Here is a 24951-nt window from a genome sequence, read left to right as displayed (position 1 = left end):
GCGTATAAGTCGAATTTTATTTCTCGTTGGTCTTATCGAGATCGGTAGCATCGAAGTTCAGTTTGTCCTTCATCTCCTCATCAGCTGTGAGGATCTCAGGAGCTTTACCGTTGACAAGCACATTGACAAGCTTGACATCAGGATAATTGCAACGCAGGATCTGCGACTTAGCTTTTACATCGACATCCGATATAGTGAAATTCTCCACCTTATCATCTGAATTGGCCGCTATGACTCCAAGACTCTCACAACGCCCCGAAACATTGCTTACGCTGACATTACGGATAATACCCACCGGATGCTCGTCACTACCTTCAAGAGTGAAGAACTGCTTCCACGGAAGTATCTCTATAAGCGTACCGAAACGTCCGATGACATTCTCGACTTTTATATTCTCATATACCTGATAAGTGTCCGGACGCATTTTCAGACGCAATACGGAGCAATCGTTATCGACCCGACAATTCCGTAAAACTATATTGTCGGCATGGATGCACTCGCTTCCGAGCGTCAGAGTGCCGTGGAGATTAGGCCCGAACACACAACCTTCGACAAGGACATCCGTCACACTGTCATTTTCATACGAACGGTTGGCATATACACCCTTTCCTCCCTTCATGCAGACACCGTCATCATCACAATTAAGATAACAGCCTCTCACAACGACGCGGTGACATCCGTCAAGATCAATCGCATCACTGCTCGGCGCACGGACAGGCTCTTTCGGTGCCTGCACCTCGCAATTCTCAATGATCAGATCGTTGCAACGGTAGAAATGCGAGGTCCAGAAGGCGGAATTGACGAGACGCACGCCACTAAGGCGCGCATTGTCGCATCCCCAAAGAAACACGAGGCGCGGACGGCGCACTTCCAGATTGGTCCAAGGGCGATTGTCCTTACGCGCACGTTCGACATTATCCCAAAATTCCACCCAGAAACGATGGCCGTTGCCATTGATAGTACCCGGACCTGAGATCTCGAAATCATCCACATGATAAGCATTGATAAGCGCGGCATGATAATAGATACTGCGTCCCTCCATACGCGAGGGTATCAGCGGATAATCGGCTATGTCATCCGATCCTTTTATCACAGCTCCTTCATGAAGCGAAAGCGACGTTCCGGGCTTGAAAAAAAGCGCGCCGGTAAGAAATGTTCCTGCCGGAACAACCACCTCTCCCCCGCCCTCGGCCTCGGCACGGTCTATCACGGCCTGTATGGCGGAGGTCTGAAGCACGGTGCTGTCATTGACCACACCGTAGTCCGTCAGACGGTAACGACGGGGCAGCACAGGTTTGTCAGCCTTGAACATACGGTCAAGGAAAGCGGAAGCGTAATCGACGGTGGTGTTCATCCACGGATTGAAAAACCAGAAAGGATGGACATCGACCGGGATACGGTGACGCTCGGTGTAGATACCGACCGAATCATATATGCTCACGAGCGAATCGCGTCCGTCGCTGTAGCGTGGAAGTCCGCTGCTGATGAAACAGACGGGTGCTGATTTAGGTGTGATCCACAGCAAAGCAGACGCCTCCTCCCAGTTTTTCGGCGAATCCTCATAGAGACCTCCGAGCCAGAGAGCATTGACCGGAAGCTCACCCTTTTTCTCAAACCGCTCGCGTGCATCGGCGATGTTCGATTCTGAGACGAAAGTGGCTATGCCGTCCATATTGATCACGGCCTGTACGTCGCTCGACGTATCCTTCCACTGACCTTTGCCTTCATGATGTTTAGATCCGTTGGTCACACCGACAAGCGTAGCAAGATGTGCTCCCGCAGAGCAACCTGACACGGCTATACGGTCAGGGTCAATGCCATACTTTGCCGCATTGGCACGCGCCCAGCGCACGGCTGTCTTGATGTCGTGGAGTCCGGCCGGATAGACGGCTTCGGGAATCAGACGGTATTCCACAGGAATGGTGACATAGCCACGCGCCGCTATCCGCTGCGCCATCGGTACCTGAAGGGACTTGTCGCCGGAGTTCCAGCCTCCACCGTGAATCATGATCAGGGCCGGATAGACTTTGTCGTCATCCGGACGGAATACGTCAACATGTAGATCGCGGTCACCGTATTTTGTTTTCTTTATGGTCGTATAGACTTCGTTTTCATAGGCTTTCACACCTTTCGGAAGTTCCGGCTTCACGAGTACGGCCTCCGGGTGCTTTTTGCGTACCTTAATATTCGTCGAGTAAGCTGTGAAAGAGGTGTCGCGCGGAATCTCCGGCACCGTTCCGACAGCTGATGTCGCAAACGTCACACCGATCAGAGCCGCAAACAGGATCTTTTTCATGGATTAAAATAGTTATTGATGATTCAGATTTTTCTTGTTACTATGAATAAAGCAAAGCAGAGGAGCACACGGACCTTGGAAATGGAAGGTTGATCAGTGTGCTCCTCTGCTTTTGATTGTTTAACTTAGATGACGGTGATTATTTGATCACCTTGTCAGTAACGACAGTGCCGTCGGTATAGACTGTGCGGCGTATGTTGATGCCATCAACCGGATTGTCGAGACGCATGCCCTGAATGTTATAATATTCAATGCGTTCCACCTGACTGTTGACAAAATTGTCAGTGATGCCGCTTTCAACACCTTTCAGCTCAGGGTAGTACTCATCGACAGCCTCAATAGCATCGGCATTGCCGGCCTTCATGATGGGCTCGACAAGAGAGTTGGCATAGACCTCCACATTAGAGTACCATCCGCGCGGATCAAGAGTGAAAGCTGCGGCATCGGATTTGTCATTCGGATTGAGTCCGTAACGGATTTCCCACTCATCGGGCATACCGTCCTCATCAGCATCATAATCTGTAGCGCGGACGTTGGAAGGTAGATCGGGGAAACTTGCAGTACCGGGATTCTGCTCGCCTGTCGGTTTATTGATGAAGTCAAGGATGCCGGCTGTATTTGAAGTGGGATAAGCCTTGCCAGTTGCATCGACATAGGCTACATTACCCTTGTAGGTGGTAGTGCCCGTGCGGGCTTCCTCCATGTAGCGTGCATCAGTGCCGTCGCGGTAAAGCGATGCACCACAATAGCTGAGGATCTTGTCATAGACACCGGTCGCGCTGTGCGTAGTGACTTCACCCGGATCGATCTGTGAGTCGAGTTTGAGCGAAACACAGTCTTTACCTCCGATGCTGGTGTATTTGACATTTTCACCGTAGAGATGAGCTGCGTCAGCTATGTAGCGTTCACCATTCAGCAACTCAGTTCCGGAATCATAGATGACGCCCGACCAGTCATAATTCTCCGGTTTGGAGGCCGCCGAAACATAGTTGCCGTTTATGTAATAGCGTGAGGCATATCCCTTGAGGCTCGAACCTTCAGCATTGCCATCACTCGCCACGCTGACCTGAGTGACACGTGTCTTATTCTTCGTGCCCGGACCTGCCTGAAAATAATTATTGACCATGTTGATATAGCCACCGCCGGGACCACCGTAGCAGCCGTTGCCATTGCCCCAGTTATACATCAGGCAGTTGCGGAAATCCACTCGCTCCGCATCGACAGTCGAACTGTATGCTTCCTTGTCATAGCCGCCCCATGCATAACGCGCACCGTTGAAGCGGGGAGCACGGTTCTGGACGTGAGCCAAAAAATTGTGATGGAAAGAAGCGTTCTTTCCACCCCAGATACCGCCATAACTGTGCGCGCCCTTTGAGTGACCGGGATTACAGAGACCTTCGGCAAGTGTACACCACTGAAGGGTGAAATTGCGGTTGTCATAGAAAGAAGCGACCTCATCGATACTCCACGAGAAAGAGCAATGGTCGATTATGATGTCATGATGATTACGTCCCCATGTAGCGTCAGCTCCGTCGTTCACATCCTTGACCTGCGAACGGCGCGAACGGATAAAACGAACTATTACATTGTCACAATTACCGAAATAGAGCGTGTAGTAACGCAGCGTGATTCCGCCTTCCGGAGCAGTCTGACCAAGTATAGTGGTATTGGACGACACATTAAGTTGCGAACGGAGATCTATGTAACCGCTCACATCGAAAACTATAATTTTAGGGCTATTGCCATTCAGAGCCGCTCTGAGCGAACCGGGACCGTTGTCGTTAAGATTAGTAACATGACGGACTTCACCGCCACGACCACCGGTGACGTAACGGCCATGACCTTCAGCTCCGGGAAATGCAGGAGCATTGTCGGAAGCGGAAAGTCCTAATGCAAGAATAAGCGATGATGCAGAGAGTAAAAGTTTTTTCATCGGGTAATGATTTGGTTGAAAGGCTAAGGAAAGAAACGCGGTCAAGCCATTACAATTCGTCATTGACTTTAATTCTTTCGACGGATCCACTGAAATATCGGAAGTAAGGCCCTAAAAGTTTCTTCAATATGCCTATAAGTTATTTGGAATTTTCTGCAAAGATAGCAAATATCACCGAGTTTACAAATTAATCAATACCTTCACATTGATTTTTCGGCCAATCCGACCGGAACTATTCGACATATTCACCTACTGGTGACACGCACGTCACCCTAAACCGCATAACTGCCTAATTTACGCTACGGTACCGGATAAATTTCACCGGTACTTTGAGAATTGAGCGGAATTTCGTACTTTTGTGGTGACGGAAAGTCATTATAGCGATGACACAGCTGTCATCAATCAATGAAACAAGTTAAGGATCTCATCATCCATGAAGCAAGTTAAAGATTTCATCATCATAGACAATACCAAGGTCAGCGAGTCGTATTGCAGAATGCGTCTTGCTCCCGCCGATGGCAGTATGCTTCCGGCAATGCTTCCGGGACAGTTTGTGGAAGTCGGAGTAGAAACTCCCGGAGTACTCCTCCGTCGTCCCATCTCGATCAACGATGTCGATTACGCTACCAATACCCTGACCCTGCTCATCCGCAACGCCGGACGAGGCACATCGGCTCTGCTCGACATGAAGGCTGGAGAATGTCTCAACCTCCTGCTTCCGCTCGGCAACGGATTCACCACCGAAGCTCCTTCAGGGGCACGCCTGCTGCTCATAGGCGGTGGTGTCGGCGTAGCTCCCCTGCTCTACTTGGGCAAGGTACTGAAAGCCGAGGGCTTTGAGCCGGAATTTCTGCTTGGCGCGCGATCAGCGGCCGATCTTCTTTCGCTTGAAGATTTCCGGAGCGTAGGCAAAGTTCATGTCTGCACGGAGGATGGTTCGGAGGGTGTGAAAGGATTCGTCACCGCACATCCTTGTCTCGCGGACTCGTATCACCGCTATTACTGCTGTGGTCCCGCTCCGATGATGAAAGCTGTGGCTGCAGTCGCACGCCGCAACGGCACTGACTGCGAAGTGTCGCTCGAAAACATGATGGCCTGCGGTCTCGGCGCATGTCTGTGTTGCGTCGAAAAGACAGTCAAGGGTAACGTGTGTGTCTGCACGGAAGGCCCGGTGTTCAACATTAACGAATTAACTTGGGAGTAATGGCAAATCTTTCAGTCAACATAGGCGGTCTCGAACTCAACAATCCGGTGATGACCGCTTCCGGCACTTTCGGTTACGGCGAGGAATTCACACCGTTTATCGACATTGACCGTCTCGGTGCATACATAATCAAAGGCACGACGCTTAATCCCCGTCAGGGCAACGACTATCCGCGTATGGTCGAGACACCTGCCGGAATGCTTAATGCCGTCGGCCTGCAGAACAAGGGCGTGGATTACTTCATCGAGCATATCTATCCCCGTATCAAGGACTACAAATCGAACCTTATCGTCAATGTGTCAGGTGCGAATGTGGAAGATTATGCAGAGACTGCCCGCCGATTACATCCGCTTGAAGGCGTAAAGGCTATCGAAGTCAATATATCCTGTCCGAACGTCAAAGAGGGCGGTATGGCTTTCGGCACTACGACAAGCGGAGCGGCATCAGTCACAAAAGCAGTGCGCGAAGCTTATCCCGACAAGACATTGATTGTGAAACTTTCGCCCAACGTCACCTCTATAGCTGAAATCGCACGCGCGGTAGAGGCTGAAGGAGCTGATTCTGTCTCGCTTATCAACACCATCATGGGCATGTCCATCGACGTCGAGCGTCGCCGTCCCCATCTATCCACGATTACCGGCGGATTGTCAGGTCCGGCAGTAAGACCGGTGGCGGTGAGAATGGTGTGGCAGGTGGCCAAGGCTGTCAAGATACCCGTGATCGGTCTTGGAGGTATCATGAACGGCCGCGATGCCATCGAGTTCATGCTCGCAGGCGCACGTGCTGTCGAGATCGGTACCGCCAATTTCGTTGATCCTGCTGTCACCATGAAGGTCATAGACTTTATGGAGGATTACTGCACCCGTCATGGCATAAGCGACATCAACGAAATCGTAGGCTGCGTCTGATCCATTTCCTGACGCACCCCCAAAAGGGATTCATTCTCATACCATTTATTTCAATCATCTTATCATGAAATACTCAGCCTGTTTCGCAGCTGTCCTTATCGGACTCCCGTTTCTCGCTTCCTGTTCCCGATTGAGCAAAGAAGCGAGAGAGATTGTCGGCACGTATTACAACACCGAGCTCTCTCAGACCGAGCCGGTGATGGAACTGCGCAAGAATGCAAGCTGTGTGCTCCGCGCCATAAAACCGGGAGTGCTCACCTACACTGTCGAGGGAAAATGGAATGTCGAGAATGATTCCCTGATAATCAACATTGATCCGACAAGCGTTCAATCGGAGGGTGACAGCACACTCATCGGCAAGATCCCTTACCGAATCGCACAGAAAGTAATCAGCCATACGGAATTCTCACTACAGCTCGAAACCGACGGGATTTCATATCTGTACCAACGACGGACAGAGTGACAAAGTCAAGAGCATCAATTGAGAATATAATCAGAATAGATTACACCTTAAAAATATAACCAACAGATTTACTCCTTTTTCCCTTACACGATATGAAACACGCGCTTATAATAAGTATTATCGCATGCGGAGCTTTGACCCTCACATCATGTGGAGGTTCTGACTCTATAGCCGACCAGATCTCATCAGCCGAACTCGCCCTTGCGAGCGAAAATGTCAGTGCCACGCGTGAGCTTTGCAGTCACATACTTGAAAATAAGGCCAAGTCAGGCATCGAGGCCAAGCAAATGGCACAGCTCTCGATTCTCTACATGCAGCTGAACGAACGCAGTGACTCACCGGAGGATGTCGAATATGCCGTCCAGTGCTACCGCGACGCATTCAGCATCAATGCCGATTCGGCACAGGCATACTATCAGTCACTTCCTTACGATCAGGACAAGTATGCCATGACACTCTCGACCATTGTCCACACACTTGACAATCCACAGGAAATACCGACTGACCATGACTGCGATCCCAACGTTGACGATACGACCGACATCGAGATGGATCAAACAATCACTGACGCAAACTAAAATAATCCATCACTCATCCTAAACGATAAATGGACTGGAAAGATATACTGGCTCAGAAAGTTGATTCCGGTGAACTTGACCGAGAGGAATTTGTCAGCGAAACTCCCGCCGCACCAAAGAAACCGGATGTGATCGAAGTAAGCATAGACCGCAAGGGGCGTAAGGGGAAAACCGCGACCATCGCAGCCGGATTCACCTGCGACGACGATGAGTTGAAATCCATAGCCTCGCAACTCAAGACCAAACTATCCACCGGCGGTTCGGCACGCGGCGGGGAGATACTCATCCAAGGTGAAAGAGCCGAGGAGATGAAAAAGATACTTCGGGATCTCGGATATAAAGTGAAATAATTTCATCGCTGTCTGTGACGATCAATCAGAGCAAATGATCAACATCTATAAAGCATCGGCAGGATCGGGAAAGACATATACCCTCGCACGAGAGTATATCAAGCTCATACTCGGACATAAGGATGAGGAAGGTAATTACCGTCTGAACCGCCGCTCCGGAGGAGCACACCGTTCGGTGCTCGCCATCACGTTCACCAACAAGGCGACGGAGGAGATGAAAACCCGTATCATCCATGAGCTCGCCGTGATAGCGGAACTCGAAAAAGAATGGACAAAGGAAAGCCCGTATGCAGGTGAACTGTGCGAGACATTCAGATGCTCGCGCGACGAACTCCGAAATGCGGCTGCCCGTGCCCTGCGCGATCTGCTCTATGATTTCAATTTTTTCAGCGTATCCACCATCGATTCATTCTTCCAGACCATCCTGCGTTCATTCGCCCGTGAGGCAGAAGTGGCAGGAAACTATGAACTTGAGCTGAACGATGAATCGATCATCGGCATGAGCGTGGATAAGCTTCTTCAGGACCTGAACCACGGAGAGCAGAACAAACGCACGGCCTATCTGATCAACTGGCTGTCGAGCTACATGACCCAGCTGATTGAGGACGGAATGCCATTCAACGTGTTCAACCGTTCGCTACCGATCCACCGTAACCTCATCAAGTTCATCGATAAGATCACTGATGATTTCTATCGTGAAAACGAAGAGAAAATCATCAATTACCTCTCCGATGAAAAGAAATTCGGGGCATTCAAGAACAGTGTCTATGAACAGATGCGGAGGATAAAACAGCAGACCTCCGAGGCATGTAGGGATGCTGTCGAAATGATTCAGGCCACAGGAATGTCGGCCAACGTGAAGCAGGTCATCTCCGGCGCGCTTGAAAAGTGGAGTAAGACGGGCTATCTTAACGACGGTTACAGCAAGACCGTCGCTACTGCGATGGATGATGTCAGCACCGTCTATAAGAAAAATCCGAAACCTACCCCATCCGACGAGCTTAACGGGACAATAGCTAAGGCTCTTGAAATGATCCGTTTCAGTTCGGAACAGATCGGCACACTGCGCCTCATCGCATCGAATCTCTATCAGCTCGGTCTGCTTGCATCACTGTCCGATTACATAAACAAATACCGTCGTGAAAACTCGACAATCCTACTGAGCGATACCAATGCACTGATTTCACGCATCATCGGCTCGGAAGATGCCCCGTTTCTCTACGAGCGCGTCGGCGTATGGTTCAGGCATTATCTCATCGACGAGTTTCAGGATACATCCTTCAGCCAGTGGAGCAATATCCGTCCGCTCATCCGCGAAAGTCTCGCCTACGAGCATGACAACCTTGTCATCGGCGATGAAAAGCAGTGTATCTACCGTTTCCGAAACAGCGATCCTTCACTGCTCCATAACCTTCACCTCGACAGTATGGCAAAAGGGAGGTGTGAGGTTCGGGGCGACAGCATCAGCGAGAACACGAACTGGCGTTCGTCCGTTGATGTCATTCAATTCAACAACACCTTTTTCTCCGCACTGGTGCGCAATCTCGGATTCGAGGAAATATACTCCAACGTAGCACAACAGATTTCAAAAAAGCATAGCAGCCATCGCGGCTACGTCCGCGTCAAGAGCTATTCAGGTGCGAAAAAAGCTGACTGGCTTCCCGAAGCACTTGAGAACCTGACCGTCCAGCTACGCCGGCAGCTTGAATCGGGCTATCGTCCCGGCGACATAGCCATCCTTGTCAGAAAGCGAGATGAAGGTAACGTGATCATAAAGCACCTTGAGGAAACCGTCAAGGCCGATCCCGGATTCCCGCCGTTCAGAATCGTATCGGACGCTTCACTCTTCTTGGGCAACTCTCCGGCAGTCGGACTGATAGTGAGCCGCCTGCGACTGATAAGCGCGACTGATTTCTCAACCAACCCCAAGAAAAAGACCAAACGTGAGATCGCAGCCCTGATCAACTGTTTTGAAAACGAGAAAAGCCGTGGAGCAAGTTCATCAGCCGCGCTGCTCAGCGCACTGGACCAGATGGAAAAAGCTTCGTCCAAAACAAACGACGGTAACACGTCAGCCGCTCCTCTACATGATGAAAATGCCTTTGCGCATCCCGAACAGGCGACGGACAACGTAACCGCGTCCGGACTGGCTGCAACCTCCGTCGATCTCGTCTCGCTTGTCGAGGAACTGATCACCACATATATTCCACAGGAACAACTCAGATCGGAGAATCTATACCTGAACGCATTTCAGGACCTCGTGACGGAGTTTGTCGGCCGCGGTCACGGCGACATCCGCTCATTTCTCAACTGGTGGGATGAAAAGGGCTACTCCACCCCAGTGGCAGGTGCGCAGGATGATTCAGCACTCAATATCCTCACCATCCATAAATCAAAAGGTCTGGAATATCCGTGTGTCCATATTCCGTTTGCAGAGATGACCGAAAGCAACCAACCTGAACCGGCATGGTTTGAAATCGGCAAGATCCCCGGTATTCCCGATGATATACTCCCACCGATGCTTCCTCTGGAACTCTCATCGGCCATGCGCGGCACACCGTTTGAGGAACGCTACGAGGAAGTGAGCCGGCAGAAAAAACTCGATACCCTTAACCTGCTCTACGTGGCTTTCACCCGCGCGGTAAATGAGCTGCACATCGGCTTCCCTGAACCGAGTGTAAGGTCAAGGAACATGTCGGCCGACATCATGGAAGCGATTGACCGCTGCACTCCAGATTTCTGTAAGGAGCTTGAAGCGGAAGGAGAAACAGAGGGAGTGTCGCCATTCACATCGTTTGTCATGACAGACGGTATGCTCACCATCGGCTCTCCTACCCGACCGGAAGCCAAGGAAACCGCTGAAAAAACTGCCATGACACCCGGCGAACTGCTCGACATGGGTCAGTACAGTAGCCACACACAGCGCAACATCTGGGCAAATACGACGCTTGAGGACAAGTATTACAACATCGACGATGCGCGTGACAGGGGTATAATGCTCCACGACACTATGGCCGATGTGCTTAAAGTCGCTGACGTCGGCATGGCCATAAACAATCTGCGTCACTCTAAGAAAGCAAAGGAACTGACCGTCGCCGACATTGATGAAATACGCTCAATCATCACGCAGCGCGTCAATGATCCGAGAGCAGCGCAATGGTTCGACGGCTATAAGAAAGTCATGATCGAACGTCCGATCTCAATCGGGGGTGACGACTCGCGTCGGCCTGACCGTGTAGTCTGGACAGCTGACGGAACAATCGATGTGATCGATTTCAAGAGCGGAACGCAGAAGCCTCAGCGTTACCTGAAGCAAGTGAAAGAATATGTAGGACTCCTCACCAATCTCGGCTACGAAAATGTGAGAGGTTTCCTCTACTATCTCGATTCAGGACAAATCGTGGAAATAGACTGATTTGATTAATCAGTCCGGTTGGCTTATATGGGATATCAAAAAATTAATTCATGGCGGGAGTGAACATCAATTTCACACGAAAATGATGAGTCGAAAGTGTGAAAAATATGGATTTTCAGGTCATACAGTAGAGAAATTTCAATTTTTCCGTCAATAAATTTGGTGTTTCGTAAATAATATCTACCTTTGCACTACGAATTAAAACAGGAAAGCAATTTTCTCGAAAATATGACACGATTTTACGCATATCCGTTTTTTTATTATTTTTATTTTGACAAAAAATAAGAACGGGATTTGCATGTGTAAATTTTCACATACTTGCGAAATGCTTTTTTAAACGAACCATACAATCCCGTTCATTCCTGAACGGGATTTTTTAATATACCTGTGAACCGCAGATTCTGCCGATCCACGAATATCAGAAATCATCAAACGACAACAAAAAAGAGATGAAGAAAGTCACGATACAAGGCGTAGCAGGATGCTATCATGATGCCGCCGCCCATCTTTATTTTGACGGAGAGGAAATCCAGACCATTCCCTGCGAGACATTTCCGGCCATGTTCGATACGCTCTCCATGGATGCATCGCTGCTCGGCATCGTGGCCATAGAGAATACCATAGCGGGCAGTCTGCTGCAGAACCATGAGTTGCTTCGCCAGAGCAATCTCCGCATTATCGGCGAATTGAAACTCAGGATCTCACACGTGCTATGCGCGTTGCCCGGACAGACGATCGATGAACTTTCGGAAGTCAACTCCCATCCGATGGCCCTCATGCAGTGCGAACAGTTCCTGCGCCGTCATCCCAACCTTAAAATCGTGGAGCACCTCGACACCGCCGGAAGTGCAAAAGAGATAGCCGAAGGGAAGCTGACAGGCCATGCAGCTGTCTGCGGAGAATATGGCGCAAACCTCTACGGACTCAATATCCTCGAACGCGGCATCGAGACCAACAAGCGAAACTTCACCCGCTTCCTCATCGTGGCTGATCCACTTGTAGCCTCGGAGATCGGACCTGCAGAACGCGATATAAATAAGGCATCAATCGTCTTTACTCTCCCACACACACATGGCGCGCTCTCGAAAGTGCTCACGATACTTTCGTTCTACGATATAAACCTCTCCAAGATCCAGTCAACTCCGATCGTCGGACGCGAATGGGAATACAGATTCTATGTGGATGTGACGTTTGACAGTCTTGTCCGCTATCATCAGGCCATCGAAGCCGTGCGCCCGCTCATCAAGGATCTGAAAATCCTCGGCGAATATGCAGAGGCAGATATCACACACTCCTAAGTAAAAAAATCAAAATCACCACTCATGGATATAAGACCTTCACAAAGAGTTGAGAATATCAAGGAATACTATTTCTCAACCAAACTGAAAGAAGTAGCAGCGATGAAAGCTGCCGGCGACGACGTGGTGTCGCTCGGAATCGGCGGTCCTGACCGTCCCCCCCATCAGTCGGTCATCGACACTATGACCGAGGCACTCAACAATCCGAACAATCACGGCTATCAGCCCCACGTAGGTCTGCCGGAGCTGCGCGAAGGTTTTGCGAAATGGTACAAGAAATGGTATGGCGTGGATCTCGATCCTAAGACTGAAATCCAACCTCTCATCGGATCAAAGGAGGGCGTCACTCACATCTCGCTCGCATTCCTGAATCCCGGCGACGGTGTGCTCGTCCCCAATCCGGGCTATCCGACTTATTCATCCATCAGCAAGCTCGTCGGTGCAGAGATCTTCAACTATGATCTCGTGGAGGAAAACGGCTGGCAACCGGATTTCGAGGCTCTTGAAAAGCTCCCGCTTGACAGAATAAAACTCATGTGGCTCAACTATCCCCACATGCCGACCGGCGCACGCGCACGGATGGAAACTTTCAAGAAGGCCGTAGAGTTTGGCAAGAAACACGGTATTGTCATCGTCAACGACAATCCCTACTCCTTCATCCTCAACGACCATCCGATGAGCATCCTTCAGGTGGATGGCGCAAAGGATATCGCTATCGAAATGAACTCGCTCAGCAAGAGCCACAACATGCCGGGATGGCGCGTCGGAATGGCAGCCTCAAACCCGACTTTCATCTCATGGATCCTCAAGGTCAAGAGCAACATCGATTCCGGTCAGTTCAAACCTCTCATGCTCGCCGCGGCAAAGGCTCTCGAAGCCAACAAGGACTGGCATGATGAAGTGAACGCGGTCTATGCCTCGCGCCGCAAAGTGGCCGAGGAGATCATGGGCGAACTCGGATGCAGCTTCGATCCGACCCAAAGCGGACTTTTCCTCTGGGGCAGGATAGATGATCCCGAAGTAAGCTCCGAAGCACTCGCTGACCGTCTGCTCCACGAAGCAAAAGTGTTCCTGACACCGGGATTCATCTTCGGCTCAAACGGCTCACGCTACATCCGCATCTCACTATGTGCGACGGAGGAGCGCATGAAAGAAGCCCTGCAGCGCATCAAAAAGCTCGGCATAAAGAAATAAATACTGAATTTTTCACCCCCCTACACAGATATAGACTATCATGACAATGGACAATATTCAGCCGCTTGCAATCGACGGCGTAGAACTCACCAAACCGATCATCATTTCAGGTCCCTGCAGCGCAGAGACTGAGGAACAGGTAATGCAGACAGCACGCGAACTCCTGCGCTCAGGCGTAAAAATCTATCGCGCCGGTATCTGGAAACCCCGCACGAAACCCGGAGGTTTCGAGGGTGTCGGCGTTCCCGGCCTCGCATGGCTCAACAAGGTGCGCGAAGAGACAGGTCTGAAGATCTCAACCGAAGTCGCTAACCGCGGCCATGTGGAAGCAGCCCTCGAATATGATCTCGATCTTCTCTGGATCGGCGCCCGCACAACTGCCAATCCCTTTGCCATGCAGGAGATAGCCGACGCTCTCCGCGAGAGCGGCCGCGACATCCCTGTACTCGTCAAGAACCCTGTCAATCCGGATCTTGAACTTTGGATCGGTGCGCTCGAACGTCTCTACAACGCAGGCATCACCCGTCTCGGTGTGATCCACCGCGGATTCAGTACCTACGGCGAGCACATCTACCGCAACCATCCCCAGTGGCGTATCCCCCTCGAACTCCGCATACGCTATCCGCAGATCCCCATCATCTGTGATCCCAGCCACATCGGCGGAAAGCGTGAGCTCATAGCCTCACTGTCCCAGCAGGCACTTGACATGGGTTTTGACGGTCTTATCATCGAGAGCCACTGCAATCCCGACTGTGCTTGGAGCGACAAGAACCAGCAGATCACTCCGGAAGTACTCGGTGTGATCCTTGACAACCTCGTGTATCGTGACGCGCCCGTCCCCACCGAAAGCCTTGCACAGCTCCGCCGCCAGATAGACCAACTCGACAACGATCTCGTCGAGATACTTGCCAAGCGTATGAACATCTCACGCGAAATCGGTACTTACAAGAAGAATCACAATATGCCGGTCGTTCAACCGAACCGTTACGGTGACATCATGCACACCCGTGTAAAGACCGCTGCTGCTGCAGGCATTGATGAAGATTTCATGCGCAAGATCCTTTCGACAATCCACGAGGAATCCGTAAGACTTCAGGTCGAGCTTAACGAGAATAAAAAGTAAAAGCTCACGTAATATCCGATATATCACCAAACCATAATTTGGAAGAGAGATGAAAATACTGATTCTCGGCGCAGGAAAAATGGGCAGTTTCTTCTGTGATCTTCTTTCATTCGATCATGAAGTAGCCGTTTATGATCCTGACCATGAACGTCTCCGCTTCACGTTCAATGCACTCCGTTTTAAAGATCTCAGTGAGGTCAAGGATTTCGAGCCCCAGCTCGTCATCAATGCATCGACCGTGAAATATACCTTGCAATCATTTGAGGCGGTGCTCCCCTATCTGCCCTCGTCGTGCATCATAAGCGATATAGCATCTGTAAAGACCGGTCTGCCGGAATTTTACGCTACCTGCGGTCACCCGTTTGTCAGCACCCACCCGATGTTTGGCCCCACATTCGCCTCGCTCAGCAATCTCAGCAATGAGAATGCCATCATCATCAGTGAAGGTGACCATCTTGGCAAAGTGTTCTTCAAGGATCTTTACTCGCGTCTGCATCTCAACATAGTCGAATACTCATTCAAGGAGCATGACGAGACCATAGCCTACTCACTTTCAATCCCATTTGCCGCGACACTGGCGTTTGCAGGAGTGATGAAGCATCAGGAGGCACCCGGAACGACATTCAAACGCCACATGCAGATAGCGCGGGGATTGATGTCGGAGGATGACTTTCTCGTGAGTGAAATTCTTTTCAATCCCAATACACCCGAACAGATCGAGAAGATTCAGGAGCAGATGTCGGAACTGCTTGAGATCATCAAGCGGCGCGACAGTGAAGCCATGAAAGGTTATCTCGCCCGTGTGCGCGAGCACATCAAGTAACCGACATATACCTGTCAATGACTAAAAAACATATTAGATTAGAAGCAGGGTCTGCGCAAGCGCAGGCCCTGCTTCTGCATATTTAATAACCTTTACAATCGGACGAGATTGCCACGACCGAACTGAGCTGTCACGATCAGATTATTTATCTGTCAACGTGATATTCTCTATAATGCAATTTTCGATGTTGGACGTGTCAAATGACTTTGACGGATCAACAGCCCAGATGTCCTTGAATGTAAAATTGGTGAGAGTGTAGTCATCAGTCTTTTTATCCTTATAGAAGTCACGCGTACATTCGAGATGGCCGTTTCGGAAAGTCACGTTGTCAACGCCTGAAGCGGGCATGGGATCACGTTCGACTTTGTTGAAGAACTGAGTCCAAGTCTGCACTTCGACGGCATTGCGAACCGTTCCGGTAGCACCGTCGATGAGTACATTGCGATACTGCTGCGGAGTGTCGGGGCGCATCTTGAAGAGAAGCACATGATATGTGCCGTTGAATTTGCAATCTTTCATGATGACGTTTGAACAATCCCAAGCTTCACTGCCGAAAGTGACACCGGCATTTGTCTTGCCGAAAGTACAACGGTCAATGATCACACGCGACACACTGCCATTGCCGGCGATGGTATCGACGTAAGTGCCTTTGCCACCTTTTAGGCAGACACCGTCATCATTGACATTCATGTAACAGTTGCTTACGAGGACATCGTTGCAGACATCGAGGTCAATTGCATCGGTGCTCGGACCTTTGGGATAACCATCGGTTGGAGCAAGGATGGTGACGCCGAGATATTTCACTCGCTCGCAATTATAGAGGTGATTTGTCCAAAAACCGGAGTTGACCATGCGGATACCGCTGACGGTCACATCCTTCGAATTGGAGATATAAGCCATACGCGGGCGCAGGGCCTCAAGGTTCGTACACTTGCGGTTGACTTTACGACGAAGCCAAAACTCATCGTAAAAACGGTGACCGTTACCGTCTATCATACCTTCGCCGGTGATTGTGAACCCATCGCATTTGTCGGCATTGACCAAGGCAGCGAAATAGTCGATAGTCTGACCTTCAAGACGGGTCTTAACTATCTCATAGTTAGTGATGGCATCACTGCCCTTCAGCTTACCGCCTTTAACAATGTGGAGATGTGTTCCGGGTTTGAAGAAAAGCGAGCCGCTGAGGAAAGTACCTTCGGGTATGACCACCACGCCACCGCCATCGGCAGCGGCCTTGTCAATGACAGCCTGAAGTGCACGCGTCTGAATGACGGTGCTGTCACGGAGGACACCATAATCCGTCACCACATATTTTTTACCTAACTTGTCAATCTGGGGTGCTTTAGTCTCGTTAAACCATCCGGGGACAGCACTTCCGTCAGGAAAAGCCGTAAATTCCGCACGTGAACCGACAGCGAAAGCTGAAAGAAGAGCCAACGCAATAGCCTTGCGATTAAATTTCATAAGTAATTCGTTTATTAGAGATAAGACGCTGCAAAGGTAAGAAAAATCTGCAAATTTTCAGACATCCATCTCAATTAAGGCTCAGAGACTCCCGGTATTGGCTTGGACTCTGGCCCGTAACACGCTTGAACATACGCGAGAAATGGGCAGGATATTCGAAGCCGAGATTATAGGCAATGATACTCACATCGTCGTCCGAAGCCGCAAGACGCTGTTTGGCCACTCCGATCATGTGGAGGGTGATCATGTCTTTCGGTGTCTGACCGGTTTCCTTCTTGATAAGGTCCCCGAAATAACCGGCCGAAAGATTGGCCTGTTCTGCAAAATAGGCCACATTAGGCATTCCGATGTTTCCACTTTCATAGTATTTTTTCAGCCGTTGCTCAAACTGAGTCACTACGTCGGAGTTAACTTTGTGGCGAGTGATGAACTGTCGGTCATAGAAACGGTGGAGATATTCGAGAAGGAGCTGTATGTTGGCCGACAGGAGCGCAGCTGAATGGTGGTCAACGGGGTGATCAAGCTCACGGCTGATCTTGTCGAGACAGTCAAGGAAGATAGCCCTTTCATCATTGGACAGGTGAAGGGCCTCCATCTGCGAATAGTCAAAGAAGCTGAACGACGAGATTTTCTCGCCAAGCGGAGTGCCGTAAATCAGATCGGGATGAAACATGATCCCCACGACGTCAGGCGCGATCTCCGTCTTATCCATATCGACATCAATAATCTTTCCGGGCGAAAAACTCACCACCGAGCCCTCCTGATAGTCATAATTGCGGCGACCGTATTTCAGAGAGCACTGTACTCCGTTTTTCAGGAAAAGGGCATAGACCCCGTAGTTGACTCTGACATGATTCACTGCACGTGTGGCCTGTTTCAGATCGATAACGTTGACGAGCGGATGACGCGTCCGGAGTCCATAAAGCTTGTTGTAGGCATCAATGGAATCAAGATTTACTATTTCTTTGGATTTCATAGGCTGATAACAATAAGAAGATTAAATCAGGACACAAATTTAAACCATATTTCCAAATCCACCGCCGGCAGAGGTAATATTGGTAAACAAGTCAGCGATTGTGGTTTTCAGGCATCCATTTCATAGATGTCATAGACAACCGTACGGCCTCCGAACTCCTCTTTGTGGCGTGCAAGACCCCCGTTAAGATATCGTCCGTCATTCTCATTTGAAATCCCGAAATCGAAATAATTGTTGCCGGGGAGAAGCCTGTGGATCAGTTCATGGTAGATCACGTCTGTGGCATAGAGTTTTTTACCCCTCGGAGTCGAGGAAGCGTACTGGAGATGAATGACTCCACGGTCAAGATAGATCACCGCACTTGCAAGAACCTCATCCGCTGGATCTGTAGCGACAAACAAACGTATGTTCTCCGGGAAGCAAGTTTTCAGATAGTTAAGCTCGGAAGCAGTATGGACGGGACGGACATTGTGACGCAGAAGCAGATTTTCAGTCGCCATATCCCAAAAACGATCAACTGTATTGACTTCCGTAACCACTATACCCGACTTGGCCTGACGCTTTTCAGCCTTCCACCCAAGACGCCCCGAAGGAAGCGGATCACGCAGATTTATCACAGTGGAGACGTTTCTGATCTTCAGGCGTGCATCGTTACGGAACAGAGCATACAGATCCTCCTCCGCACCCTGACTGTGATAGATGTGTGGAATTGCCTTATAGATAAGACTCCTGATTTCGCAACGTCTCATTTCATCACGAAGCAGCCCGAACATATCAAGCGCATCAGAAGCTGACGTACGGTCACTCATCACCAGACCGCCGTAGGTCAATCCGGCATGACTTGAAAGCACGTCGCCACGCAGGGTTGCCGGTAGCAGAGCCATGATATCTCCGTCAGAATCGGTGAAGACATAGGAGTGATCCGGAAAACGGTCGGCATGATACTCCATGTAGTCACGTTTAAGCAGAAACGTGCCGTTTTTCGACGACTCCACGAAAGCATCCCACCGGGACTTCATCTCCGGAGTGTAACGTTGGATTCTCATCAGGAATGTAATTTGCAATTATATACCAAATACGTGATCACTGCAATTCACCTCTACCCTCACGGAGTATCTCCGGCGCACGGCTATCGGTCAGATCCACCACAGTCGAAGGGCCGGGAATCCAGCCGGAATCGCCGTTGCCACTCTCACCATCGTCAATAAGCAGCGACACCTCGCCTTCGAATGCCGTTGCGAGTTCATGAGCATCAAATTCAGGAATCTCGTCATCGACTTTCAGCGAGGATGAAAGGATCGGATGTCCGAGCCGTTCGGCAATAGCCGTGGCGATAGGATTGTCAGGCACACGGATACCGACCTCCTTGCGACCTTTGAACACTTTCGGAAGCGAAGTGGCTGCCGGAAGAATAAAAGTGAACGGGCCGGGAAGATTGGCTCGCAGAATTCGGAACGCTTCATTGTCGATACGTGCATACTCACTCGCCATCGAGATTCCGGAGCAGACCACAGACAGTGTCTGTTTCTGAGGATTCACACCCTTGATTTTACACAGGTGTTCGATGGCCGAATTATTAAGCGCATCACATCCTATCGCATAGAGCGTATCGGTCGGATAGATGATCAGTCCACCATCTTCGAGCGACTTGACCACCTCATCGAGATAGCGTTCATTGATGCTTGTAGGATACATTCGTAAGGTTTTCATATCTGTTCAAAGCTGTTGACTGCAGTATGTTCATCCCGATTATCGGTTCTAATGTGATTTTCATACATACAAGTCGGTGTTTCAGATGCAAAATTAGAACATTTTTATTAAATTAATTCAAACATTTATCGTAATTTTGCGGTCTTGAATATCCACCGACCATACTCTATGCTTGAGATATACGACATAGGAATGAGATTGGGACGTCGCGCACTGCTTGCACTTGCAGGCACAGTACGTGGCGAAAACCCGTCGAAATTCATGCGCTTTGCATGCGGCCAAAAGAAAGCCGTGGCTGAAGCTGTGTCCGTGCTTTCAGGTCTTGACCGCAGACGGCCGACGGTGTGGATTCATGCAGCTTCCCTTGGCGAATTCGGCATAGCGCGTCCTATCATCCGACAACTCAAGGAAAAAAGTGACTGCAACATCGTCCTGACATTTTTTTCCCCTACCGGCTATGAGTCACTCAAGCCCAAATGTCCCGACGGAATCGATGCAGTGCTTTATCTTCCGTTCGATACCTCCGGCAACGTAAAGTGTTTCCTCGACGCACTCAAACCTGATTGCGCTGTGTTCATGGTCTCGGAATACTGGCATGGTTATCTATCCGAACTCCACAAGCGGGGCATCCCGACACTGCTCGTATCGGCCGTCATAAGGGAGTCGAGTCCGTTTTTCAAATGGTACGGGCCTCTTTACCGTGAGAGCATCAGTTATTTCAAGGAAATTTTCGTCCTCAACGACCGGTCAAAAGATTTGCTGGAGGGTATAGACATCAAAAATGTAACGGTCAACGGTGATCCGCTGTTTGACAATGTCAGTCTCGTCGCATCTACCCCTTGGGCAGATAAAATTGTAGGGAATTTCGCGGACGGACATAAAGTATTCATCGCGGGAAGTCTCCATGACGACGAGGATCTGAAAATGGTGACGGAGCTTGCCAACAAGCACCGCGACACGCGTTTCATAATCGTCCCTCATGAGATCGGCGGAACGATCATCACCCATCTCCGAGAGGCACTTGACGGCAAAATGCTCCTCTACAGCCAATGCAATCCCGAAACGGATTTCAGCGACACGCAGACGTTGGTCATCGACTTCGTCGGTGCATTGGCCTATATCTACCGTTATGCCACATGGGCTTACGTGGGGGGCGGATTCACAAAACTTCTCCACAGCATAATCGAGCCGGCCGTCTATGGACTCCCCGTGGCTTTCGGACCTAATATCGACCGCAAGGTGGTCACAAGACAGATGATTGATCTCGGAATCGGAAAGTCAGTCAGTACGTCCGATGAACTCAACACTTGGTTTGAGGGACTCAAGGAGAATCCCGAAAAGCTACGCGAAATAGCTGCGGTCGCCGCCGACTATGTCAGCAAGAATAGCGGAGCGACGAGAAGAGTGGTCAATAAAATAACAGAGAATCTATGTGCGAAAAAATAAAATATGCACTCTACAGGGGTTCATTAGGCGCACTCGCCCTTCTCCCCCTCCCGATGCTTTACAGGGTGAGTGACCTTCTGTATCTGATCCTATCCAAGGGACTGAAATACCGGCGCAAGGTCATAAGAACCAACCTACGGAACTCTTTTCCTGAAAAGAGCGAACAGGAGCTTCGTGAGATCGAAAAGGACTTTTATCATCAGTTTGCCGACAATATCGTCGAGACTGTAAAACTCCTCCATCTGAGTGACCGCGAAGTAGATAGGCGTATAAAGGTCACCGGTGGCGAGATAGTTGACCGTCTGATCGAGGAAGGTCATCCGGTGGTGCTGTATCTGGGCCACTATGCCAACTGGGAATGGGTGCCTGCGATAACGCGTCATTTCAAAACTCCTGAGTTCTGCGCGCAAGTCTATAAACCTCTCCGTGATAAAGCTTTTGACCGCCTGATGCTTAAAGTCAGGTCAAGATTCAATCCCATCTCCGTACCGCAAAAGCAGGTGTTCCGCACACTCATCCGCTGGCGTAACGAAGGCCGTAAATTCATCACCGGCTTCATCTCCGACCATCGCTCAAACGCAGCCGTATCCCACCACCGGACCACATTCCTCAATCAGATCACACCGTTCAATCCCGGAGGTGAGGAAATAGGCGACAGAATGAATGCCGCCTACCTCTATCTTGATGTCGAAAAGACAGGCCGTGGGCACTACCATTTCACGTTTAAAGAAATAAAGCCCAAAGATATGGAGGAGGATTCGCCATACACTCGTCGCTACATGGAGATGCTCGAAGAGACAATCCGCCGGCGTCCCGGACTCTGGCTGTGGTCACACCGCAGATGGAAATACCAGTAATCCATACGCTAAGCAACTACAAAACAACTTCTATTATAACTCTGAACTTTAACCTGTAATCCCGATAAATAATGAAAATAATCTGTGTGATTCCGGCCCGTGCCGAATCAAGCCGCTTTTTCGAGAAACCCCTCGCACTCATCTGCGGAAAGCCTATGATCCAGTGGGTCTATGACCACTGCAAGGAAGTCGAAGTGTTTGAAGAGGTCTGTGTGGCCACCGACAGCGAGAAAATCAAGGCTGCAGCCGAGTCATTCGGAGCAAAAGTGGTCATGACACGCTCCGACCACGACACAGCGACCGAGCGTCTCTATGAAGTATCGACACGTATCGAAGCTGACCTTTATGTGATGGTTAACGGCGACGAGCCTCTACTTACACGCGATGCCATCATCCAGTGCATCCCCGACGGACTGAAGGCCGATGACTTCTTTGTCAGCAACCTCATGACAGATTTTACCAATCCGGTTGAAGTTGTCGATGCCACCAACCTCAAGATTGTTACCGCCAAGGATGACCGCTGTCTCTTCATCTCGCGTAGCCCCATCCCCTATCCCAAGGGAGCTATGGACTATGTGTTCCACAAATTCGTAGGTGTCGGAGCATTCACCCGCAAGGCTCTTGATTTTTACCACAACACTCCGCGCGGTCCTATCGAGAAGATCGAGGAAAATGACTCATTCCGTTTCCTTGAAAACCACATGCCGATCTACTATTACAACTGCCACTGCAAATCACTGTCAGTTGACAACCGTAAAGACATCGACGGCGTTGAGGCATATCTCCGCGAACTCGCAAAATAAATAAATTCCGAACAGCACTCCTAAGTTATCCGGACTGCATATCCCCTAAGACATCCATTCCCGGCAAACATGAGAATCCGCACAGATTTCCGCTCACTCATCAAAGGCTATCAGCGCATATCGTTCTTCACGGGTAATTTTTCCCGCTATTTCTTGCCTGATACCCTTTTCAGCTCCTCGTTCCACCGACAGATACGCAACCTCACGGATCAGGAACGCGAGGCCATAAACCGTCGCGTGGATTACTATGCAAAGCATGGCAACGGAGCTAAAATAAATGAGTCAGAGGCTGTCAGTGTCGGTGACTTCCACTTTCCATGGAATGAGAAACATAAGTTCACCACTTATTTTTTCGACCTGTATGAATGTGTGAGATGTTTTCCGTCACAATGCCGTTTCAATTACTGTTTCGGAGATGTCGATTGGGAGTTTCCGGCGTTGACGTTTGCTAAAGCGCGCCCGATAATCAACGGAAACAGTAATACTGTGCTCATGCCGCTCAATAAAGTGCGGCATTTCCGATTCATCAACGACAGCCGCAGTTTCAGAGAGAAAAAAGACATGCTCGTGTTCCGCAACGTGGTCCGTAAGCAACCGCAACGCACACTTCTTCTCGAAAAATACATCGATCACCCGCTGTGTGATCTCGGTCAGATCAATACCGACAGTCCGGATCCCCGTTTCGTGAAGAAATATATCCCGATGGAGGAACAGCTTGACTATAAATTTATCGCAAGTATCGAGGGACACGATGTGGCTACGAATCTGAAATGGGTAATGTCATCCAACTCCGTGGCCGTGATGCCTCGTCCGCGCATCGAATCTTGGTTCATGGAGGGCAAACTGATCCCTGACTACCATTATATCGAGGTCAAGCCCGACTATTCGGATCTAATAGAAAAGCTGGAATACTATATGGCCCATCCTGAAAAGGCGGAAGCCATTATCCAACACGCCCACAAATACGTGGACGAATTCCGTGACCATGACCGCGAACTCCTGATCGGATGCCTTACAGCCGAACGGTATTTCAGACTCACCGGACAGCTTAACGGCAGCTCATTTAGATAATTAATCAGTATCCCATGGCAAAAGACGCGAAACGTATGCTCATAATCAGGTTGTCGGCTCTCGGTGACGTAGCGATGACCGTACCCGTCATCTATTCTCTTGCCCGACGTTACCCCGACCTGCATATCGACGTGGTGACACGTCCGTTCTTTTCACGTCTTTTCATCAACAAGCCTGAAAATGTCAATGTAATCGGTATTGACTTCAAAGGTGAGTACAAAGGTTTGCGCGGAACGTTGAAACTGCTCCGCCGTCTCGCAGAGCTTCGTCCCGACTATGTGGCTGATTTCCATAACGTGCTCCGCTCGTGGGTGATCGACAGATATTTCCGTCTGCGCGGATGCAGGGTGGAAATGGTCGATAAAATGCGGTCCAAACGCAAAGAGTTGTTCCGTACTGGTGATGAGCAGCCCTCATTCATCAGCCGCTATGCCGATGTGCTCGAACGTCTCGGCTACACGACACCGCTTACATTCAAAAGCCTCTATGAAGATTCACCGGGAGTTACACCCTTTGTCCCCACACATCCGGCTATAGGCATAGCACCGTTCGCACGATATTTCACCAAAACCTATCCTGCCGATAAGATGCGTGAGGTGATCCGACAGCTGACGGAGGAAGGTTACAACGTGTATCTTTTCGGAGGGCGTGGTGCGGAAGCCGAAGAGCTGAAACAATGGGCCGAGGGTAATGACCGATGCCACTCGGTCGCAGGGGCTTATACACTTGAAGAAGAAATAGCACTCATGGGTGCGATGGACGCTATGGTAAGCATGGACTCCTCCAACCAGCACATGGCCGCTCTTGCCGGAACGGAGGTCATAAGCATCTGGGGAGGAACTACCCCAGCCTGCGGATTCATGGCTTACGGACAGAAAATCACGAATGCCGTCTATCTCGGCATTCCCTGCCAACCATGCAGTGTAGGCGGCACACCTGAATGTCCGAAAGGTCATTTTAAATGCATGACACAGCTTTCACCGGAGACCGTGATCAAAAAAATAAAGGAAGTCGTTCCACCTCCTACACGATAAATACA

Annotated in this window: 21 protein-coding genes; 15 read left to right on the top strand and 6 right to left on the bottom strand. The window is 50.0% G+C overall.

The genetic code is table 11. From position 1 onward, the window contains the following. Window positions 1-16: 16 nt before the first annotated feature. Window positions 17-2296, bottom strand: a complete 2280-nt coding sequence (locus K2G41_RS03570) for a glycosyl hydrolase family 28 protein (protein ID WP_300114525.1) — start codon at window positions 2294-2296, stop codon at window positions 17-19. Between the two features lie 139 nt (window positions 2297-2435). Then, the gene (locus tag K2G41_RS03565; protein ID WP_300114523.1) at window positions 2436-4229 is read right to left on the bottom strand and encodes a pectate lyase; all 1794 of its coding nucleotides are present in this window, start codon (window positions 4227-4229) and stop codon (window positions 2436-2438) included. A 433-nt stretch (window positions 4230-4662) separates the two neighbouring features. On the opposite strand from K2G41_RS03565, the gene K2G41_RS03560 reads away from it, so the two are divergent. From K2G41_RS03560 to K2G41_RS03515, 10 genes are all read left to right on the top strand, one after another. After that, window positions 4663-5433 (top strand): dihydroorotate dehydrogenase electron transfer subunit, encoded by a 771-nt coding sequence (locus tag K2G41_RS03560; protein WP_300114521.1) that lies wholly within the window; start codon window positions 4663-4665, stop codon window positions 5431-5433. Then, window positions 5433-6341 carry a dihydroorotate dehydrogenase gene (locus K2G41_RS03555; protein ID WP_300114518.1) on the top strand — a complete coding sequence of 303 codons (909 nt, stop codon included), beginning with the start codon at window positions 5433-5435 and terminating at the stop codon, window positions 6339-6341. Before K2G41_RS03560 ends, K2G41_RS03555 begins: the two co-directional genes overlap by 1 nt. A 64-nt stretch (window positions 6342-6405) precedes the next feature. Beyond that, a complete protein-coding gene (locus K2G41_RS03550) occupies window positions 6406-6804 on the top strand; it encodes a hypothetical protein (RefSeq protein ID WP_300114515.1) in 399 nt (132 codons plus the stop codon). A 92-nt stretch (window positions 6805-6896) separates the two neighbouring features. After that, complete coding sequence (locus K2G41_RS03545) at window positions 6897-7382, top strand: hypothetical protein (RefSeq protein ID WP_300114512.1); 486 nt, start codon at window positions 6897-6899, stop codon at window positions 7380-7382. 29 nt (window positions 7383-7411) lie between these two features. Then, on the top strand, window positions 7412-7732 hold the full coding sequence (locus K2G41_RS03540; RefSeq protein ID WP_300114509.1) for a translation initiation factor: 321 nt from the start codon (window positions 7412-7414) through the stop codon (window positions 7730-7732). Window positions 7733-7766: 34 nt separating this feature from the next. Next, window positions 7767-11147 (top strand): UvrD-helicase domain-containing protein, encoded by a 3381-nt coding sequence (locus K2G41_RS03535; RefSeq protein WP_300114506.1) that lies wholly within the window; start codon window positions 7767-7769, stop codon window positions 11145-11147. A 449-nt stretch (window positions 11148-11596) separates the two neighbouring features. Beyond that, complete coding sequence (locus K2G41_RS03530; RefSeq protein WP_300114502.1) at window positions 11597-12445, top strand: prephenate dehydratase; 849 nt, start codon at window positions 11597-11599, stop codon at window positions 12443-12445. Between the two features lie 24 nt (window positions 12446-12469). Beyond that, complete coding sequence (locus tag K2G41_RS03525; RefSeq protein WP_300114500.1) at window positions 12470-13639, top strand: aminotransferase class I/II-fold pyridoxal phosphate-dependent enzyme; 1170 nt, start codon at window positions 12470-12472, stop codon at window positions 13637-13639. Window positions 13640-13679: 40 nt separating this feature from the next. Continuing rightward, on the top strand, window positions 13680-14762 hold the full coding sequence (locus tag K2G41_RS03520; protein WP_300114497.1) for a bifunctional 3-deoxy-7-phosphoheptulonate synthase/chorismate mutase type II: 1083 nt from the start codon (window positions 13680-13682) through the stop codon (window positions 14760-14762). 49 nt (window positions 14763-14811) lie between these two features. Then, window positions 14812-15585 (top strand): prephenate dehydrogenase/arogenate dehydrogenase family protein, encoded by a 774-nt coding sequence (locus K2G41_RS03515; protein WP_300114494.1) that lies wholly within the window; start codon window positions 14812-14814, stop codon window positions 15583-15585. A gap of 141 nt (window positions 15586-15726) precedes the next feature. Here K2G41_RS03515 and K2G41_RS03510 read toward each other — a convergent pair whose 3' ends face one another. From K2G41_RS03510 to K2G41_RS03495, 4 genes are all read right to left on the bottom strand, one after another. After that, window positions 15727-17049 (bottom strand): glycosyl hydrolase family 28 protein, encoded by a 1323-nt coding sequence (locus tag K2G41_RS03510; RefSeq protein WP_300114491.1) that lies wholly within the window; start codon window positions 17047-17049, stop codon window positions 15727-15729. Window positions 17050-17119: 70 nt separating this feature from the next. Beyond that, a complete protein-coding gene (locus K2G41_RS03505) occupies window positions 17120-18025 on the bottom strand; it encodes a helix-turn-helix domain-containing protein (RefSeq protein ID WP_300114488.1) in 906 nt (301 codons plus the stop codon). Window positions 18026-18132: 107 nt separating this feature from the next. Beyond that, entirely contained in the window at window positions 18133-19071 is a 939-nt protein-coding gene (locus K2G41_RS03500; RefSeq protein WP_300114486.1) for a GNAT family N-acetyltransferase, read from the bottom strand. Between the two features lie 37 nt (window positions 19072-19108). Further along, window positions 19109-19735, bottom strand: coding sequence for an L-threonylcarbamoyladenylate synthase (locus K2G41_RS03495; protein ID WP_300114483.1), 627 nt, complete (start codon window positions 19733-19735; stop codon window positions 19109-19111). A 168-nt stretch (window positions 19736-19903) separates the two neighbouring features. On the opposite strand from K2G41_RS03495, the gene K2G41_RS03490 reads away from it, so the two are divergent. The 5 genes from K2G41_RS03490 to K2G41_RS03470 all read left to right on the top strand — a co-directional run bounded on the left by K2G41_RS03490 (window position 19904) and on the right by K2G41_RS03470 (window position 24946). Then, entirely contained in the window at window positions 19904-21181 is a 1278-nt protein-coding gene (locus tag K2G41_RS03490) for a glycosyltransferase N-terminal domain-containing protein (protein ID WP_300114480.1), read from the top strand. Further along, window positions 21166-22038: a lysophospholipid acyltransferase family protein gene (locus tag K2G41_RS03485; protein ID WP_300114477.1), complete on the top strand. Its 873-nt coding sequence runs from the start codon at window positions 21166-21168 to the stop codon at window positions 22036-22038. Before K2G41_RS03490 ends, K2G41_RS03485 begins: the two co-directional genes overlap by 16 nt. 71 nt (window positions 22039-22109) lie before the next feature. Next, window positions 22110-22841, top strand: coding sequence for a 3-deoxy-manno-octulosonate cytidylyltransferase (locus tag K2G41_RS03480; RefSeq protein ID WP_300114474.1), 732 nt, complete (start codon window positions 22110-22112; stop codon window positions 22839-22841). 69 nt (window positions 22842-22910) lie between these two features. After that, window positions 22911-23912, top strand: coding sequence for a glycosyl transferase family 90 (locus K2G41_RS03475; RefSeq protein ID WP_300114471.1), 1002 nt, complete (start codon window positions 22911-22913; stop codon window positions 23910-23912). Between the two features lie 14 nt (window positions 23913-23926). Next, window positions 23927-24946 (top strand): glycosyltransferase family 9 protein, encoded by a 1020-nt coding sequence (locus K2G41_RS03470; protein ID WP_300114468.1) that lies wholly within the window; start codon window positions 23927-23929, stop codon window positions 24944-24946. The last annotated feature ends 5 nt before the right edge of the window (window positions 24947-24951 follow it).

Source organism: Duncaniella sp., assembly GCF_029056165.1.
In the GTDB taxonomy this organism is placed as follows: Bacteria; Bacteroidota; Bacteroidia; order Bacteroidales; family Muribaculaceae; genus Duncaniella.
Note: the sequence above shows the minus strand (reverse complement) of the source record. Positions and strands in the feature narration are given on the sequence as shown.